Here is a 16,679-nt window from a genome sequence, read left to right as displayed (position 1 = left end):
CAAAACGCCAGACTTCGCCACCCCACGCCACGCCCGTGCTTTTGATAGACGAGTACGGACGCAGTCGAGTACGGAGAGCAGGGTCGGACCGGCCGCCGCGGTCGTCCGGTCGCGGGGGGGGGGGGGGGGGGGGGGGGGGGGGGGGGAGGGGGGGGGGGGGGGGGGTGTGTCTCTTTGTTTGTTTTTTCTTTGTTGTTGGGGCGGTGGGGTGTTTTTGTTCGGTTTTTTTTTTTTTTTTTCTTTTTTTCTCCCCCCCCCCCCCCCCCCCCACCGAGGTTCGGTGTCCGGCCGGCGGGCGGGCGGTGTGCCCACCCGCAGGGCGGAGGGCGGGTCAGGCGGAGCGGCGGCGTCCGGCCAGGACACCGTAGGCGACGCCGGCCACGCCGACGACGATGCCCACGACGCCGAGGACCCGGGCGGTGGTGTCGGTGCTGTCCTGCGAGGCCTCCCCGGCGGCGGCCGAGGTGTGCGCGGCGGCCTGGTCCGTGCCGGCCGAGGGCTCGGCGGAAGCCTTGTCGTCGGCGCCCGCGCCGTGGTGGCCGTCCTCCTCGGCGGCGGACAGGGCGAGGACCGGCGCCGGGTTCTCCGGCTCCTCGTCGCCCTGCTGGACCTCGATCCAGCGCACGACCTCGCCGCTCGAGTACGTCTGGATCGCCTTGAAGACCAGTTCGTCCGCGTCCTCGGGCAGGGCACCGACGTTCACCGGGAACTTCTGGAAGAAGCCGGGCTTGACGCCGCCGCCCTTGGCGGCGGTCCAGGTGACCTTGCTGACGACCTCGGTGATCTGGCGGCCGTGCAGGTTCAGCGGCTTGTCCAGCTTGGACTTGGTGACCTTCGCGTCCCAGCCCGGGACCGGCTCCGGCATCACCGAGGCGAGCGGGTGCTCGGCCGGGAAGTTGACCTCGAGCTTGACGGTCGAGGCGTCGTCACGCTCGTTGGGCACCTTGAAGTCGACGACCGCGTAGCCGCCCTTGGCAGCCTTGCCCTCGGGCTGGACGCTCACATGCGCCAGCGCGGGCGAGGCCAGGACGAGGACGGTCGTGCCGGCGACGGCAGCGGCGGCGGCGATTCGGGAAACCTGCATGAGAGGAAGCACTCCACTTCGGGTGAGAACCGGTGGTCCGGTGAGGAAGAGGGACAGGGGCGCGCACAGGTGACTCCGGGTCACGGGAGAGCCGTGCCACACACCGCGGGGGTTCTCCTGGGAGAACGTCACGGCGGGCGGGGGAGCGAGGCGCGCGGACGCGTGCCGCTCGACGACGACCGTCACCGGGTCACCAGGGACGGGATCACCAGGGATCACCGGGAACCGGATGACCGGGGATCACCGGAACCACGAGGGTCACCGGGACCACGAGAGTCACCGGGATCGCCAAGAGCCGGATCAGCACGGCAAGGCTTGGCAAGGCCGGTCATGCCCCCGGAAGGTGCGGTCGCGTCAGGCGGCGAGAGCGAGCGCGGCGGCAGGCGGGCCGCGCCGGATCACCGAGTGCTGGAGTGCGGTCGTCCCCGGTTCGTCGGGCGCGAGCAGCGCCGTGCGCGGGGGACGCGGCAGGGTGACCGAGACGCACGGAAGGCCCGCACACAGGGCGCGCACCAGCGCGAACGCCCCGCGCAGGGACCGGACGAGAGCCCCCTCGGCGACCCCGTGCGCGGACAGGCGGGCGAGCCGCAGCAGGGCCAGGTCGCCGTGGCGCAGCAGCCAGCCGACGGCCAGTGCCGCGAGGGTGTGCCCGAGGAGCATCGGCAGCGAAGGCAGCAGGGACGCGGAGGAAGCGGACGCGGATGAAGCGGCCGCGGTGGACAGCGCCTCCGCCGGGTCGTGCGCGGGGTGCGCTCCGGCCGTGCCGCCGGGTCCCGCGCCGCCGGACGGCAGCAGCCGCGCGTCGGTGAGGATCCGGTGCGCCTGGGCCGGGCTGAGCGCCGCGGCGGTCGTTCCGCACAGCAGGCGCGCGGCCCGCTCGACCACGGCCGCGTCGCTCGTGGCCTGGGTCATGGACTCCGTGCCGTGCTGCCCCAGCCCGAACAGCGTGTGCAGTACGGTCTGTCCGGCCGCCATCAGGGCGACGATCCCGGGCAGCGAGCGGGTGTGCCCGGCGAGCGGTACCGCCACCGCGAGCACGGCCAGGAAACCCGCGCCGAGCGCCCACAACGGCACCGTGGCACAGGACGCCAGGGCGTGCCCGGCCCCGGACAGCACGACACAGACCGCGGCGAACACCGCGGCCCGCAGAATCCGGAGCCCGGCTCCGGAGGGCGTCGTGCGTGGGTGGGGGGCAGACATGGCGGGCTCATCATCGCACCGGGCCGACGCCCGGCGTACGGCAGGTCCGCAAGATGCCATAGGTCGTATCCGGCCTCACATACACCGAATGGCACGCGAGGCACATCCCCCATATGGGCGGCATCACGCTGATTGAACGCTTACGTCGGGGCACTCGTGGCAATAGGTATCGGTATGTCGAGCCGCGGCCAGGAGGCTGGAGCATGAGCATCTGGTGGTCACTCCATCTGCGGTGCGAGGCTGCGAGCGTTCCGCTCGCGCGGCGCCTACTGCTCGGCACGATGGAGACAGCGGGCGTGGACCCGGACATCTCCTACGACTTGTCGGTCGCCCTCACCGAGGCGTGCGCCAACGCGGTCGAGCACGGCGGAACCCGTCCGGGGGGAGGTTCCTCGGAGGCCTACAGGGTCACCGCCTACCTCGACGGGGAGAAGTGCCGTATCGAGGTGGCCGACTCGGGCCCGGGCTTCACCGGCTCCCCCGCCGCCCGCCCCGCCCGCCACGACGCCGAGCACGGCCGGGGCCTGTGTCTCATCGAGGAACTCGCCGACCACGTCCACATCGACAACAAGCCGGACCGCAGCGGCGCGGTGGTGAGCTTCGACAAGATGCTCAAGTGGCGTGAGAACGCGCCACTGGTCACGGCGTCCTGACGCCCAGGCTGCTGACCGCCCGGATTCACAGCCCGCGCACAGCCGTGTCCCGACTCCCTGATGGTCGCGCCGCCTACCGTCCCGGCCATGACGGCACCCGCGCACCGCTCCCCGGACGAGTTCCTCGCCCGCACCGCCGTGGCCGCGCTCACCGGCCAGCTGGCCCTGGCGCCCAAACCCGGCCTCCCGGACCCGCGCGACCTCGGCGCGTCCGGCCCGGGCCGGGACCACGGCACGCTGCGCTGGACGGCCCTGGCGCTCGCCCCGGGCCTCACTGCGATGGCCGCGGCGGCCCGCCGTACGGGCGAGCCCACCCCCGCCCTGCGCGCCGAACTCGGCGCCATCGGCCGCTGCGCCGAGCACGCGGTACGCCTCGCGGGCGGCGGTCACCGGGGCGCCCTGTGGGCCCTGGGCCTGCTGGTCTCCGCCGCGGCGCTGCGGCCCGGAGCCCCCGCCGCCGAGGTCGCGGCCACGGCCGGACGGATCGCCGCGCACCCCGACCGCGGCGCCCCGAGGCGCCCCTCGCGCGGCTCGACCGTGTCGGCGAGGTACGGCGCGGCCGGGGCGCGGGGCGAGGCCCGTGCCGGATTCCCGCATGTGAGAAGGGCGTTGACCGCGCTCACCGGCGCGCGGGAGGCCGGTGCCGCCGAGACCGGGGCCCGGCTGGACGCCCTGCTGACGGTGATGTCCACCCTCCAGGACACCGAACTGCTGCACACGGCGGGCCCGGCCGGCCTGCGCCACATACAGGCGGCCGCCCGCGCCGTACTCGACGCGGGCGGCTCGGCGGCACCGGAGGGCGGGGCGGCCCTGGCCGCTCTGGACACGGACCTGCGCGCCCGGGCCTGGAGCCCGAGAGGCAGCGCGGGCCTGCTGGCGGGCGCCCTGTTCCTGGACGCGCTGTAGGGCCGACAGGCCCTTAGCGCTCCAAGGCTCCGGCGAGCACCTCGGCTCAGCCCTGCTTCAGCCCCGCCATCCAGGCCTCGACCTCGTCGGAGCGCCGCGGCAGACCGTCGGACAGGTTCCGGTTCCCGTCCTCGGTCACCAGGATGTCGTCCTCGATCCGCACACCGATGCCCCGGTACTCCTCGGGCACGGTGAGGTCGTCGGCCTGGAAGTACAGACCCGGCTCCACCGTCAGGCACATGCCCGGCTCCAGCGTGCCGTCGACATACGTCTCGACCCGCGCGGCCGCGCAGTCGTGCACGTCCATGCCGAGCATGTGACCGGTGCCGTGGAGCGTCCAGCGCCGCTGGAGCCCGAGCTCCAGCACCCGCTCGACCGGCCCCTCGACGAGGCCCCACTCCACGAGCTTCTCGGTCAGCACACGCTGGGCCGCGTCATGGAAGTCGCGGTACTTGCCGCCCGGCTTCACCGCCGCGATGCCCGCCTCCTGGGCCTCGTAGACGGCGTCGTAGATCTTCTTCTGGATCTCCGTGTAGCGCCCGTTGACCGGCAGCGTCCGGGTGACGTCGGCGGTGTAGTACGTGTGCGTCTCGACACCCGCGTCGAGCAGCAGCAGGTCGCCGGAGCGCACGGGGCCGTCGTTGCGCACCCAGTGCAGGGTGCAGGCGTGCGGGCCGGCGGCGCAGATGGAGCCGTAGCCGACGTCGTTGCCCTCGACCCGGGCGCGCAGGAAGAACGTGCCCTCGATGTACCGCTCGGAGGTGGCCTCGGCCTTGTCGAGGACCTTCACCACGTCCTCGAAGCCGCGGACGGTCGAGTCGACGGCCTTCTGCAGCTCGCCGATCTCGAACTCGTCCTTGACCAGCCGCGCCTCCGACAGGAAGGTGCGCAGCTCCTCGTCGCGCTCGGCGGTGACCTTGTCGGTCAGGGCCGCCTCGATGCCGGTGTCGTGGCCGCGCACGACCCGCACCGGGCCGGTCGCCTCGCGCAGGCTGCCGGCGAGCTCGCGCACGTCCGACGCGGGGATGCCGTACAGCTTCTCCGCCTCGGTCAGCGAGTGCCGGCGGCCGACCCACAGCTCGCCCTGGCCGGACAGCCAGAACTCGCCGTTCTCCCGGTCGGAGCGGGGCAGCAGGTAGATCGTCGCCCGGTGGCCGTCCGCGGCCGGCTCCAGGACCAGGACGCCGTCCTCGGTCTGGTTGCCGGTGAGGTACGCGTACTCGACGGACGCGCGGAAGGCGTACTCGGTGTCGTTCGAGCGGGTCTTCAGGTTGCCCGCGGGGATCACCAGACGCTCGCCGGGGAAGCGCGCGGACAGCGCGGCGCGGCGGGCGGCGGTCTCGGCCGCCTGCGCGATCGGCGCCAGGTCCCGCAGCTCGGTGTCCGCCCAGCCGCTCTTCATGTTCTCGGCCAGCTCGTCGGAGACGCCCGGGTACAGGCCGTTCTTCCGCTGCTTGATCGGCTCTTCCTCAGAGTTTTCCAGGGTCTCCGGAAGCTCTTCGGCCACGGTCATCCTCCTTGATACGGCACTGGACCCCGTCCATCGTACGGTCGTACGGAGAAGGGGGCCCAGGGCCGAAGTGCCTGTTACGCACAGGCGCGGGCGGGTCACTCGAAGCGCGCCGCCAGCAGGACCACGTCCTCCTCGCTGTCCGCGGTGTCCGCGCCGTCCGGCAGCAGGGTGCGCAGCACATGGTCGGCGAGCGCCTCGGGGTCGCGGCGCAGCGCCCTGGGCGCGCCGGACGCGGCCGCGTGCAGCCGGGCGAAGGCGCGGTCGATCGGGTCGCCGGTGCGGTGCAGCAGCCCGTCGGTGTACAGCAGAACCGTCTCTCCCGCATCGGCGTGGATCTCCACGCTCGGCGCCTCCCAGCAGGCCAGCATGCCCAGCGGGGCCGAGACGGAGGTCTCCGCGAACTCGGTGCGGCGCTCCCCGACCAGCAGCGGCGGGCAGTGCCCGGCCCCGGCGAGGGTGAGTTTGCGCCCGGCGGGTTCGCAGTAGGCGAACAGGGCGGTCGCGGAGCGCGCGGGCTCGGTCAGCCGCAGCAGCAGCTCCAGGTCGGACAGGACGGCGACCGGGTCCTCGCCCTCCATCACGGCGTACGCCCGCAGCGAGGCGCGCAGCCGGCCCATGGCGGCGACCGCGCTCGGCCCGGACCCGGTGACCGAGCCGACGGCGAGGCCGAGGGCCGCGTCGGGCAGCGGCAGGGCGTCGTACCAGTCGCCGCCGCCGCGCGGGCCGGTGCGGTGCCGGGCGGCGAGCTGGACGCCGGGGACGCGGGGGAGCCGGGACGGCAGCAGCTCCTCCGACATGGTCGCCATGGACGCGCGGGTGCGCTCGACCTCCACCAGCCGGGCGAGGTGCTCGGTGGCGTAGCGGGCGTAGAGGCCGACGAGGTGACGCTGGCGCTCCACCGGCTCGGCCGGTTCGTCGTACAGCCACACCGCGGCGCCGAGCCGGCCGGCCGCCTCCGTGGACAGCGGGAGCGCGTAGCTGGCGGCGAAGCCGAGGCGGCGGGCCACCTCCCGGTGCCGGGGGTCCAGTCCGTCTTCGGCCAGCAGGTCGGAGCGAACGATCTCGGCCACACCGCCGGGCAGTCCGGCGGGGGTGTCGAGGAGTTCGCCGTACGGCAGCGAGCCGCGCGGCACGGTCTCGATGTGGCCCAGATCGGCCTGGGCGAGGCCGAGGCCGAGGGTGGTGCGGGGGCCGAGGCCGTCGCCGGGTTCCAGGACGACGAGTCCGCGCCGGGCGCCGACCAGAGCGGCTCCCGCCCGCAGGAGTTCCTGGAGCGCTTCGGCGAGGGCGTCCGTGCGGACCAGGCGTTCGGTGAGCTCGTGGAGCGTGGTGAGGTCCGAGACCCAGCCGGCGAGGCGGTCCTGGAGCAGTGCGCCCGGGCCGGTGTGGACCGGGGGGACGCCTGGCGCGGCGGCGGGCGCGGGCGCGACAGTGTGTGCGGGTGCGGGAACCGTTGAATCGATTCCGGCCACTTTCGGAGGGTGCGGGGCGTTCATGGTGTCCGGCTTTCCGACCGGTGCGTTTTGCTCAAAAGCATCGAAAACCCCCAGGTCATTCTGCGCCGCTGGCAGTGTCTCCACATGTACACGCACTCGTGAGGGGATGTCCAGCATTGTCCTGCTGGGATTCCTGGTGTCCATGTGGTTTGCGGGTTGGGTGGTCGTTCCTCTTGTAGAAAGGCAAAGTTGGCTTAAAACTGACTCGGGCAACGCCCTATTGAGGTCGACTGGGCTTGCTCGCAGGAGCGTCACAACGGTCGTGATGGGTACGTACTCGGAGAAGGCCAGGGGTGGTTGGGGGCTACCCGGAACCTGGCGGCGGACCCGGGCGTCTTAGCCACCGACGACCGTGCCCCATCCTCCCGTGGCGGAGGCGGAGAAATACGCGGGACGGCAAAACGCCAGACTTCGCCACCCCACGCCACGCCCGTGCTTTTGATAGACGAGTACGGACGCAGTCGAGTACGGAGAGCAGGGTCGGACCGGCCGCCGCGGTCGTCCGGTCGCGTCGGCCGTCGACACGGCCGACGCCCGACCCGCAGGGGATCCCCGCGCTTCTCGCAGGGGTGTGATGCGCCAGCAGGTACGCACAGTGCAGTGATCGACACATGGTGTATGTGGCCCACGGTGTTGCCAGGCGTGCAACGGAAAGGAACGAGCGCTCATGCGCGAGATCCTCGGAAGGCGACGCAGGCTCCTGTCCCGGCGTGCTGACAAGAGGCCTGAGCTGATCGGCGCGGCCCTGACCTTCGCCACGCAATGGCAGTGGCCGGTACTCCCCGGGGTGCCGGCGGACGCGCGGGCCAGGTCGGGCTGCGGCTGCCCCGACCCCGAGTGCACGGTGCCCGGTGCCCACCCCTTCGACCCCGCGCTGCTCGCGGCGACCACGGACGGGCGGATGGTGCGCTGGTGGTGGACCAACCGCCCGGCGGCGCCGATCGTGCTGGCCACCGGAGGCCGTGCGCCCTGCGCGGTGAGCCTGCCGGCCGCGGCCGCCGCCCGCGCGCTCGACGCGCTGGACCGCGACGGCATGCGCCTCGGCCCGGTCGTCGCCTCGCCCGACCGCTGGGCGATCCTGGTCCGGCCGTACAGCATGGAGCAGCTGGGCGAACTGCTCTACGCCAAGGACTTCGTCCCCGGCTCCCTGCGCTTCCACGGCGAGGGCGGCTATCTCGCCCTGCCCCCGTCCTCGACCGGACAGGGCGACATCCGCTGGGAGCGCGCTCCGCTGCCGGGTTCGGCCTCGCCCTGGGTGCCCGACGTGGAGGCCGTGGTCGACGCGGTCGTCGACGCCCTCACTCGTACGGGTGTGAGCGCGCCCGAGTTGTAGGGGTGTCGGGCGCGCGGCGAACCGGGCGCCCGTTCGGGCTGGTTATCGTCCCCTCCATGAACCTTCGTCTGCTCGCCCTCGCGGGCGTCGCGGTGTGCGCGATCGCGCTGCCGCTGGCCGTGGCGTCCGCGGGCCCGGCGGACGACGAGGAGCGCACGACCGTACGGATGCCCGCGCGCGATCCGAAGGCCTCGCGGGAGCCGGACGTCGACGCGAAAGGGCCCGTGACGGCGCCTTCGCGCACCCCTCTGCTGCTCGGGGTCGGCACCGCCACCGCCGCCCGCTGCGGACCCGAACTCACCTCGCCCGAGGGCGTCGAGGCGCAGACCTGTGTGCTGACCCAGGGCGAGGACACCTGGGCGCGCGCCTACTACCGCAACGCCACCGGGGAGCCGCTCCAGGCCGCGCTGAGCCTGCTGGGACCCGGCGACCGGACCGTGCAGACGTACTGCGCGGTGAGCGCCGGGGACGAGCCCGCGTCCTGTGACACGCCACGCGAGCGCAGCCGGGCGCGGGCGGCGGAGTACAGCGCGTTCGCCGAATTCGCGGGGGCGGAGGCCGACGGCCCGCTGCTGCTGCGCTCGGGCAGCAACTCCTAGGTCCCGTCCGGCGGCCGCGGCACCCGGATTCCGGGCGGTCTCCCGGCCAACTGCCTTTCCCTCACGGCCGGTTGACCTGCGACCGCGTTCCGTGTGTGCGTCCGGACATGAAAAGACCCGGTTGCTGGCGACGGGGGATGCACCAGCAACCGGGCTAATGGAACGGTAACAAGAGATCGGCTGTTCGCAAATTCGATCTCCGATTTTCCTCGGCTATTCGGACACCGATCGAGCCCTGTCCGAGCGGGAGTTGTGACCGCTCCCACCGCGTCCCGCCCGTCCGGGGCAGCTGACCGGTCGGTCAGTCGCCCCGGACGGTCCGCGGTATGTCAGCTCAGCGTGACCTGTCGGTTGGTGAGCCCGCCGCGGGCCCGGCGCTCCTCCGGGGTGAGCGGCGCGTCCGTCGCCAGGGCGGCGGCGAGCCGCTCGGCGAACTCGGCGGCCGGCTTCTCCACGTCCTCCGCGCCGACCCCGCTCGGCAGGTCCCACACCGGGACGGTGAGCCCGTGAGCACGGAAGGAACCCACCAGCCGGGTGCCCTCACCGAGGCTGGAGCGGCCCGCGGCGTGCAGTCGCGCGAGGGCGTCCAGAAGCTGCTCCTCGGCGTGCGGCATGACCCACCGCAGGTGGTTCTTCTCCGGCGTCTCGCACCAGTACGCCGCGTCCACGCCGGTCAGCTTCACCGTCGGGATGGCCGCCGCGTTGGCCCGCTCCAGGGACGCGGTGACGTCCGGGGTGGCGTTCTCCGAGTCCGGGACCCAGAACTCGAAGCCGTCGTGCACGACCGGCTCGAAAGCGCCCTCCGGGTCGAGCAGGTCCTGCAGGCGCGGGCTGTCGGCGGGCGCCCGGCGGCCCTGCACCGGGGTGCCCGGCTGAGCCTCCAGCGCCTGCCGGAGGGTGTCGGCGAGGTCGCGGCTGATGTCACCGGACGCCGTGTCGTTCTGCAGGCCGATCAGCACCGAGCCGTCCTCGCGGCGCAGGGCGGGCCAGGCCATCGGCAGCACCGTGGCGAGCGTGACCGAGGGGACGCCCTCGGGCAGGCCGTCCTTCAGGGTCAGCTCGACCGTGGCGGCCGGCACCAGTTCGCGCAGCGCGACCCAGTCGCACTCGCCCGCCAGGCCCTCGAACGGGCGCTGCACCAGCTCGGTCGCCGCGTGCGAGGCCGCCCGGCCGTGACAGGCCTTGTAGCGGCGACCGCTGCCGCACGGGCAGGGCTCACGGGCTCCGACGACCGGGATCTCTCCGTCGGTGATCTGGGGCTGGTTGGCCTTCGTCTGGGGTCGCTTCTTGGCCATCGTGGGGTCTCCCGGTTACGGCTCTTCTCGTACGGGCGGAGCCTAGCCGTTCGAGCCAGTGGCGACGGGACCCTGTGGACAACGGGAGAGTTGTGGACAAGCGGGTCGTCGTACGCGGGACGGTACGGGCGCGTCCGGGCCGGGGCCCGGTTCAGTCCAGGTCGTCGAAGGCGTCCGCGAAGTCGAGCTCGACGATGGCCGGTACCGATGGCGCGATGACGCGCGTAGCGAAGTCGTCGCGGCGCCGCCCGGCGTCCGGATCGTGAACGTCGTCGTGGACCACGACCCACACGGTCACCTCGCCGCGGGCGTCGTCCCGTACTCCCCAGTCGTCCGCCAGCGCGGTGATGATGTTGAGCCCGCGGCCACCGTGTGCGGTGACCGACGGGGTGGCTGGAGCAGGGCGGGTGGGACCGCCCCCGTCCGTGACCTCGACCACGAGCCGGCCGTCGGGGTCCACGCGCCACGCGGCCCGGACGTCGCCGTCCCCGGCCAGGGCGTCGCCCAGTGGTCGACCGTGTTTGCACGCGTTGCTCAACAACTCGGAAAGGATCAGTACGGCGTCGTCGATGACCGATTCCGCTACACCGCCCGTGCGCAACTGATCGCGCATGCGGTGCCTCGCTTCCCCCACGCCCGCAGGGCCATGGGGTACGGCCATGCTCGACGACGTGGGCACCTCCTGTGCCACCACCAACGCCACCCCCGAGACCTCCTTCGCCCCACGCCACGGTGTGAATGCCCCAATGGCCTGTACCGGAAACCGGCCAATCACGTTCCGGTGATGCACTCGCCACGAACGATCACGGAAAGAACGCGCCGGTGCACACCGTGTGATCATCTGAGGTGTGTCGCCGGTCAGAGGCGGTCGGGAACGGTCGTCTGGAGGGTGTTCGCCCGGGTGCCTGGCTCAGCGTCCGAGGATCTCCGCCACCGCGCGCGGGCGGTTGGTGATGATGGCGTCGATGCCGAGGTCGCGGCAGAGGCGGACGTCCTCGGGGTCGTTCACGGTCCACACGTGCACCTGGTGACCGGCCCGCTGGAGCCGCTCCACATAGGCGGGGTGGTTGCGCACGATCCGGATCGAGGGGCCCGCGATGTGCACCCCGGCGGGCAGCCGGCCGTCGCGCAGCCGGGGCGAGAGGAACTGCACCAGGTAGACCGTCGGCAGGGTCGGCGCCGCGGCCTGCACCCGGTGCAGCGAGCGCGCGGAGAAGCTCATCACGCGCACCCGGGACTCCTCCGGCGAGGCGGGGGCGTCCAGCCCGAACCGCTTCAGCAGATGCAGCAGCCGTTCCTCGACCTGGCCCGCCCAGCGCGTGGGGTGCTTGGTCTCGATGGCCAGCTCCACCCGGCGCCCGGCGTCGGCGACCAGCTCCAGCAGCCGTTCCAGGGTGAGTACGGAGGTGTCGGCCGGGTCCTCCGGACGGAACTCCCAGTCGGGCTCCTCCGGGCCGCCGCGCTTCCAGGATCCGAAGTCGAGGGCGGCGAGTTCGGACAGCTCCAGGGCGGACACCGCGCCACGGCCGTTGGACGTACGGTTGACACGACGGTCGTGCACACACACGAGGTGCCCGTCCGAGGTCAGCCGCACATCGCACTCCAGGGCGTCGGCCCCGTCCTCGATCGCCTTCTTGTAGGCGGCCAGGGTGTGTTCCGGGGCGTCCTCGGAGGCGCCGCGGTGGGCGACGATCTGGGGATGGTGCTGTGGTGCGTGGGTCACCGCGTCATGGTGCCACCGTCCGGGGGTAGGTGTGACGTCCGAGTGGCGTCCTGACGGCCTCGGCACGGTGTCCGTTAAGTGAAAAAGGTCCTATATAAAGGATGGCCCCGGACGCACAGGCACGGCTTATGGTGCTCTGACGGCCCGTGGGAAAAGCTGACCGCATACAAAATTGCGCTGCGCAGCGACGACAGCAGTGGAACGAGGAGAGAAGCTGTGAGCACCGAGAACGAGGGCACCGCGGTCCCCCCGGCCCCGTCCGCACCTCCTGTGCCGGTGGACACTCCCGCGTCCTCCCCGCAGGCGCCGGAGAGCGCCTCCCCGACGACGCCCATGCCCCAGCCGCCCGCCGCCCCGGCCCCGCAGCCGCCGGCGTACGGCGACTCCGCGCCGACCGCCCAGCTGCCTCCGGTCCACGGCGACCCGGCCCCGGCCGCACAGCGGCCCCCGGCGTACGGCGCCCCCGAGGCCCCGCATTCCCCGGCGTACGGGACACCGCCCGCCCCGGCGGACACAACCGCGCACCACACCGCCCCGCAGCCCGCTCCCTACGGCGCGCACGGCGCGCAGGGCGGCTGGCCGCCCCCGCCCGCCCCGGGGGCGCACGACCCCGCGCACACCACCCCGCTCCCCGGCGGCGGCTCCGGCGACTCCGGCACGGTCTGGGGCGCCTCGTACCAGCCGGGCGCTCCCAAGCCCGAGCGGCGCGGCCGCGGCGGCCTGCTCGCCGCGGTGCTGGTGGCCGCGCTGGTCGCGGGCGGCCTGGGCGGCGGCCTCGGCTACGTCCTGGCGAAGAACAACGACGACACCAGCTCCACCACCGTCAGCGCGGCGGACACCGGCGGCGACCTCAAGCGCGACCCGGGCACGGTCGCGGGCGTCGCCGCCACCGCCCTGCCCAGCACGGTCACGATCCAGGCGGAGTCCAGCGAGGGCGAGGGCGGCACCGGCACGGGCTTCGTGTTCGACACCGAGGGCCACATCGTCACCAACAACCACGTGGTGGCGGACGCGGTCGACGGCGGCAAGGTCTCCGCGGTCTTCCCCGACGGCAAGAAGTACGACGCCGAGGTGGTCGGCCACGCCCAGGGCTACGACGTGGCGGTGATCAAGCTCAAGGACGCGCCCTCGGACCTGAAGCCGCTCACCCTCGGCAACTCCGACGACGTGGCGGTCGGCGACTCCACGATCGCCATCGGCGCGCCCTTCGGTCTGTCCAACACCGTCACGACCGGCATCATCAGCGCCAAGAACCGTCCGGTCGCCTCCAGCGACGGCTCGGGCAGCCAGGCCTCGTACATGAGCGCCCTCCAGACCGACGCCTCCATCAACCCGGGCAACTCCGGCGGCCCGCTGCTGGACGCCAAGGGCAACGTCATCGGCATCAACTCCGCGATCCAGTCGACCAGCAACGGCGGCTTCGGCGGCTCCGGCCAGTCCGGTTCCATCGGCCTGGGCTTCGCGATCCCGATCAACCAGGCCAAGTACGTCGCCCAGCAGCTGATCAAGACCGGCAAGCCCGTCTACGCCAAGATCGGCGCCTCCGTCTCCCTGGAGGACTCCACCGGCGGCGCGAAGATCACCGACACCGGCGCGGGCGGCTCCGCCGCGGTCGAGTCGGGCGGCCCCGCGGCCCAGGCCGGCCTCAAGCCCGGCGACGTGATCACCAAGCTCGACGACCACGTCATCGACTCCGGCCCGACCCTGATCGGCGAGATCTGGACCCACCAGCCCGGCGACAAGGTCACCATCACGTACGAGCGCGACGGCCGGACGAACACCACCGAACTCACCCTCGGCTCCCGCACCGGCGACAACTGACCCCCGCCCCGCCCGGCCAACCCGTTACTCTTGTCCCCGCGCCGCCCGCCCCACCGTGGGCGACGCGGGGAGGCGTGCCCGAGCGGCCGAAGGGAACGGTCTTGAAAACCGTCGTGGCAGCGATGTCACCGTGGGTTCAAATCCCACCGCCTCCGCAAGAGAACTGCCCCTGACCGGGTCAACCGGTCGGGGGCAGTTCTCTTGCAGGCTGTCTGCCCATCACCGTGGCTCCCCGTCAGTTCCTGTCCGAGCGGGCACGGCAGGGGCACGGGCCCCATCGGCGTCCATAGGATGACGGACGGGCGGAGCCGTAGCGCAGAGGTCGTCGCGCGCGGTCTCCAAAATCGCGAGGACGCCGGTTCGAATCCGGCCGGTTCTGCCTTCCGGGCCGTCACACCCCCACCTCGACCCACCACTCACCCCAGCTGCCCGGGCGGGTGCTTCTGGGAACTGGTCGGCCAAGTCTCCTCCAGGCACCGCGTCCGCAAAGCCGCGCACGCGCAGCAGCGGCCCAGGGGCTGACGTCCCGCGCGTCCGGGCCGCGCCCCGTCACCGCCCCGTCGCTCCTTCCGCGGCGGGTGACGGACGTGTCCCGGAACGGTGACGTAAGGGGTTTCTGTATCGCGCCTGGTCAACGCCGTTGCTACGGTCCCCCCGACCATCGGTCACGGCCGGTTCGGGCCGTGCGGAACAGGGGGACGAGATGATGAACACCCAACGCCGTCGCAGATCCGTCGCCGTCGCGCTCGCGGCCGTGGCGCTGAGTGCCGCGCTGACGGGATGCAAGGGCGACGAGGCCAAGGCCGTCGGGGGCGACGCGAGCGCGACCCCCGCGACCTCGGCCCCCGCGGGGAAGCCGAGCGCGTCGGCCGACGGCGCCGAGCCCACCGCCTCCGCGCCCGAGGAGGGCGGAAAGGGAGGCGCGTCCGCCCCGCCCTCCGAGGAGCCGGGCGCCGAGCCCGCCGCCGACTGCGTCACCGCGCCGCCGAACCCCGACGACTACGACCCCGACGAGTTCGCCCTGTACGGCTGGGAGGAGATCGACGGCGTCACCGACAAGGTGAACCTGATCGTCCAGCACGGCGCCTGGGGCTGCGGCGAGCCCGACACCGACGGCGCTCCCTTCGTGGGCTCCGGCGAGGAGTCCCGCTGGGCCATGGACCAGGGCGCGTACATCACCGCGACCAACCCGATCGTGGAGAGCACCGAGAACCAGCGGATCGGCGTCCAGGAGCTGCTCGACTGGCTCGACGCCCACCCGGACTCCGGCCTCGTCTTCAAGTACGAGACCGGTGACGACGGTGCCGTCCACCGCCTGGACGAGGTCTTCACGCCGTAGCGGATCGGCCGGGGAGTCCGCGAGTCCGTGGGGCGCGGTGGGACCCGGCTCGCCGCGCCCCACAGGCCTGCGGACTCCCCGCTCACCCCCTCATCCCCCGCCCCTCCCCGTCATCCGCTCCGCCGACGCGATCGTCGCCCGGGCCTCCCGTTCGGTCAGCCCGGTCGCGGACGCCGCCTCCACCAGCGCGTCGGCCAACTCCCCCGCGATGCCGTTCTCGTAGGCCCGGCAGGCCGCCCAGAACAGCCGGGTGTTGCGCTGCCCCGGATGCGCGGCCAGGACGAACTGGATCAGGCCCTGGCCGTGGCTGCCGCCCGCGGTCGTCTGGACCTGCCTGCGCGGGGGCGGCAGCAGCAGTCGCAGGAGAGCCACGGGACAGGGCGCCGGGGGCAGATGGCCGCTGCCGGGGGCGGTGGCGTAGACGCCGTGGTCGGTGCGGGAGCCGGGGCCGACGAGATAGCCGCCCGCGCCCCGGATGTCGATGCCGGGGGCGAGGCGGCCGGCCGAGTTGGGGACGACCACGTCCGGCGGGCCGCTGAGCCACAGGTGACGGCCGCCGGAGGGGGTCTGCACGACGACCGTCGGCGGGATCGTGAACAGATGCCGCAGGGCCAGTTCGCGCAGCGCCGCCGAGGAGTCCGTGCCGGACTTGGTGTCCAGGTCGACGCCGATGAGGTGGTGCGGGGGCAGCCCGCAGGCGATGCCGTAGCCGGTGGCCCAGGGCGCGGCGGCGAACATCTCGCGGATGCGCGCCGGTTCGGTGGACGCGTCGTACACGCCGTGGCCGAAGCGGCCGCACTCGCCGCGGCAGGGCGGTAGGCCGGGAGGGTCGTTGCGGTGGGGGGAGCGCAGGGCCGGGAGCTTGGCGCGGGACAGGGGGATGACTGCCAGTCCGCGTTCCGCGGCCGACAGCGCGTGTGCGAGGGCCAGCGTGGTGGCCTGCCGGTCGGTGGTGGCCATGCCTCCATGTTCGTACGAATGTTCGAAGAAAGGAAGAGGGGTCCGGCGCGGCGCGCCCGGCGGGCGGTCAATGGCCGGAAACGCGCTGGAACGCTTCCCCTCTCGTGCTCCTTGGGTTCCGTTGATCGTGTGTCACACGAATGGCCCTGACCTGCTCCTTCTCGCCCGGTAAGGGTGCGGAGAGGGGTTTATCGACTTGTCATCACGCTTGAGGGCGAATCGGGGCTTCCGGGGTGGTTCGCGGGTGATCCGCTGGGCAACTCTGGAGTCGCGACGTCGTGCACAGCGTCGGGGCGGTCGGCCGACTGCCCTGGTGAAAGCCGTACTTCACGTACCTCGTGTACGTCACGCACGCGGCCGAGGGGGCCCGTGCGTACCTGGTTCTGGAGGAAAAGACACATGGCAAGCATCGGTACCGCCCGCGTCATCGCCGCCGTCTCCGCCCTGCCGCTCGCGGCCGCCCTCTTCACCGGCGTCGCGGCGGCGGACAACGGCGCCTTCGCGGACAACGGATCCAGCGCGGCCGTCACCAACGCGTTCCAGGGCATCGTCGGCAGCGGGGTCGGGGGCGACAACAGCGGCAACTCGTCCACGACACAGCAGCAGGCCATCGGCTCCGGCGCCTCGAACCAGTCCAACACCGCGCAGGTCGACGATTCGGCCTTCACCGCGGTCAACCAGGGCAACAGCAACGTCGCCGTCGGCTTCGGACCGCTGTGGTGGTGAGGTCACCGCTGCGGGCGTGAGATGAGCGGCC

General features: G+C 72.8%; 15 protein-coding genes and 2 tRNA genes. 9 read left to right on the top strand and 8 right to left on the bottom strand.

Annotated elements, in window-relative coordinates; all coding sequences use genetic code 11:
- Window positions 1-331 precede the first annotated feature (331 nt).
- The gene (locus tag ACZ6SQ_RS30895) at window positions 332-1,084 is read right to left on the bottom strand and encodes a YcnI family copper-binding membrane protein (RefSeq protein WP_469567899.1); all 753 of its coding nucleotides are present in this window, start codon (window positions 1,082-1,084) and stop codon (window positions 332-334) included.
- Window positions 1,085-1,438: 354 nt separating this feature from the next.
- On the bottom strand, window positions 1,439-2,284 hold the full coding sequence (locus tag ACZ6SQ_RS30890) for a hypothetical protein (RefSeq protein WP_469567896.1): 846 nt from the start codon (window positions 2,282-2,284) through the stop codon (window positions 1,439-1,441).
- A 203-nt stretch (window positions 2,285-2,487) separates the two neighbouring features.
- On the opposite strand from ACZ6SQ_RS30890, the gene ACZ6SQ_RS30885 reads away from it, so the two are divergent.
- Together ACZ6SQ_RS30885 and ACZ6SQ_RS30880 are read left to right on the top strand one after the other, a co-directional pair.
- Window positions 2,488-2,937 carry an ATP-binding protein gene (locus ACZ6SQ_RS30885; RefSeq protein WP_469567893.1) on the top strand — a complete coding sequence of 150 codons (450 nt, stop codon included), beginning with the start codon at window positions 2,488-2,490 and terminating at the stop codon, window positions 2,935-2,937.
- Window positions 2,938-3,024: 87 nt separating this feature from the next.
- Window positions 3,025-3,843 carry a triphosphoribosyl-dephospho-CoA synthase gene (locus tag ACZ6SQ_RS30880; RefSeq protein ID WP_469567890.1) on the top strand — a complete coding sequence of 273 codons (819 nt, stop codon included), beginning with the start codon at window positions 3,025-3,027 and terminating at the stop codon, window positions 3,841-3,843.
- Window positions 3,844-3,889: 46 nt separating this feature from the next.
- On the opposite strand, the gene ACZ6SQ_RS30875 is transcribed toward ACZ6SQ_RS30880, so the two are convergent.
- Complete coding sequence (locus tag ACZ6SQ_RS30875) at window positions 3,890-5,356, bottom strand: aminopeptidase P family protein (RefSeq protein WP_469567887.1); 1,467 nt, start codon at window positions 5,354-5,356, stop codon at window positions 3,890-3,892.
- Window positions 5,357-5,451: 95 nt separating this feature from the next.
- Window positions 5,452-6,969 carry a PP2C family protein-serine/threonine phosphatase gene (locus tag ACZ6SQ_RS30870; RefSeq protein ID WP_469567884.1) on the bottom strand — a complete coding sequence of 506 codons (1,518 nt, stop codon included), beginning with the start codon at window positions 6,967-6,969 and terminating at the stop codon, window positions 5,452-5,454.
- Window positions 6,970-7,519: 550 nt separating this feature from the next.
- Here ACZ6SQ_RS30870 and ACZ6SQ_RS30865 point away from each other — a divergent pair.
- A complete protein-coding gene (locus tag ACZ6SQ_RS30865; RefSeq protein ID WP_386385197.1) occupies window positions 7,520-8,185 on the top strand; it encodes a bifunctional DNA primase/polymerase in 666 nt (221 codons plus the stop codon).
- 56 nt (window positions 8,186-8,241) lie between these two features.
- Window positions 8,242-8,784 carry a hypothetical protein gene (locus tag ACZ6SQ_RS30860; RefSeq protein WP_469567881.1) on the top strand — a complete coding sequence of 181 codons (543 nt, stop codon included), beginning with the start codon at window positions 8,242-8,244 and terminating at the stop codon, window positions 8,782-8,784.
- Between the two features lie 329 nt (window positions 8,785-9,113).
- Here the strand turns inward: ACZ6SQ_RS30860 and ACZ6SQ_RS30855 are convergent, their stop codons facing one another.
- The 3 genes from ACZ6SQ_RS30855 to ACZ6SQ_RS30845 all read right to left on the bottom strand — a co-directional run bounded on the left by ACZ6SQ_RS30855 (window position 9,114) and on the right by ACZ6SQ_RS30845 (window position 11,802).
- Window positions 9,114-10,079: a DUF5926 family protein gene (locus ACZ6SQ_RS30855; protein WP_386385193.1), complete on the bottom strand. Its 966-nt coding sequence runs from the start codon at window positions 10,077-10,079 to the stop codon at window positions 9,114-9,116.
- Window positions 10,080-10,230: 151 nt separating this feature from the next.
- Window positions 10,231-10,782 (bottom strand): ATP-binding protein, encoded by a 552-nt coding sequence (locus tag ACZ6SQ_RS30850; RefSeq protein WP_386385191.1) that lies wholly within the window; start codon window positions 10,780-10,782, stop codon window positions 10,231-10,233.
- Window positions 10,783-10,989: 207 nt separating this feature from the next.
- Window positions 10,990-11,802, bottom strand: coding sequence for a glycerophosphodiester phosphodiesterase (locus ACZ6SQ_RS30845; RefSeq protein ID WP_469567877.1), 813 nt, complete (start codon window positions 11,800-11,802; stop codon window positions 10,990-10,992).
- A gap of 216 nt (window positions 11,803-12,018) precedes the next feature.
- Here ACZ6SQ_RS30845 and ACZ6SQ_RS30840 point away from each other — a divergent pair, with 216 nt between their 5' ends.
- From ACZ6SQ_RS30840 to ACZ6SQ_RS30825, 4 genes are all read left to right on the top strand, one after another.
- Window positions 12,019-13,623, top strand: coding sequence for a S1C family serine protease (locus ACZ6SQ_RS30840; RefSeq protein WP_469567874.1), 1,605 nt, complete (start codon window positions 12,019-12,021; stop codon window positions 13,621-13,623).
- 68 nt (window positions 13,624-13,691) lie between these two features.
- Window positions 13,692-13,778 (top strand) — tRNA-Ser (locus ACZ6SQ_RS30835).
- A 149-nt stretch (window positions 13,779-13,927) separates the two neighbouring features.
- Window positions 13,928-14,002 (top strand) — tRNA-Trp (locus ACZ6SQ_RS30830).
- 324 nt (window positions 14,003-14,326) lie between these two features.
- The gene (locus tag ACZ6SQ_RS30825; protein WP_469567871.1) at window positions 14,327-14,962 is read left to right on the top strand and encodes a hypothetical protein; all 636 of its coding nucleotides are present in this window, start codon (window positions 14,327-14,329) and stop codon (window positions 14,960-14,962) included.
- A 90-nt stretch (window positions 14,963-15,052) separates the two neighbouring features.
- Here the strand turns inward: ACZ6SQ_RS30825 and ACZ6SQ_RS30820 are convergent, their stop codons facing one another.
- Entirely contained in the window at window positions 15,053-15,922 is an 870-nt protein-coding gene (locus ACZ6SQ_RS30820) for a bifunctional DNA primase/polymerase (protein WP_469567868.1), read from the bottom strand.
- A 399-nt stretch (window positions 15,923-16,321) separates the two neighbouring features.
- Between ACZ6SQ_RS30820 and ACZ6SQ_RS30815 the strand changes: the two genes are divergently transcribed.
- On the top strand, window positions 16,322-16,648 hold the full coding sequence (locus ACZ6SQ_RS30815) for a hypothetical protein (RefSeq protein ID WP_469567865.1): 327 nt from the start codon (window positions 16,322-16,324) through the stop codon (window positions 16,646-16,648).
- The last annotated feature ends 31 nt before the right edge of the window (window positions 16,649-16,679 follow it).

The sequence above is a fragment of the Streptomyces sp. NPDC048600 genome, from assembly GCF_055587025.1.
Note: the sequence above shows the minus strand (reverse complement) of the source record. Positions and strands in the feature narration are given on the sequence as shown.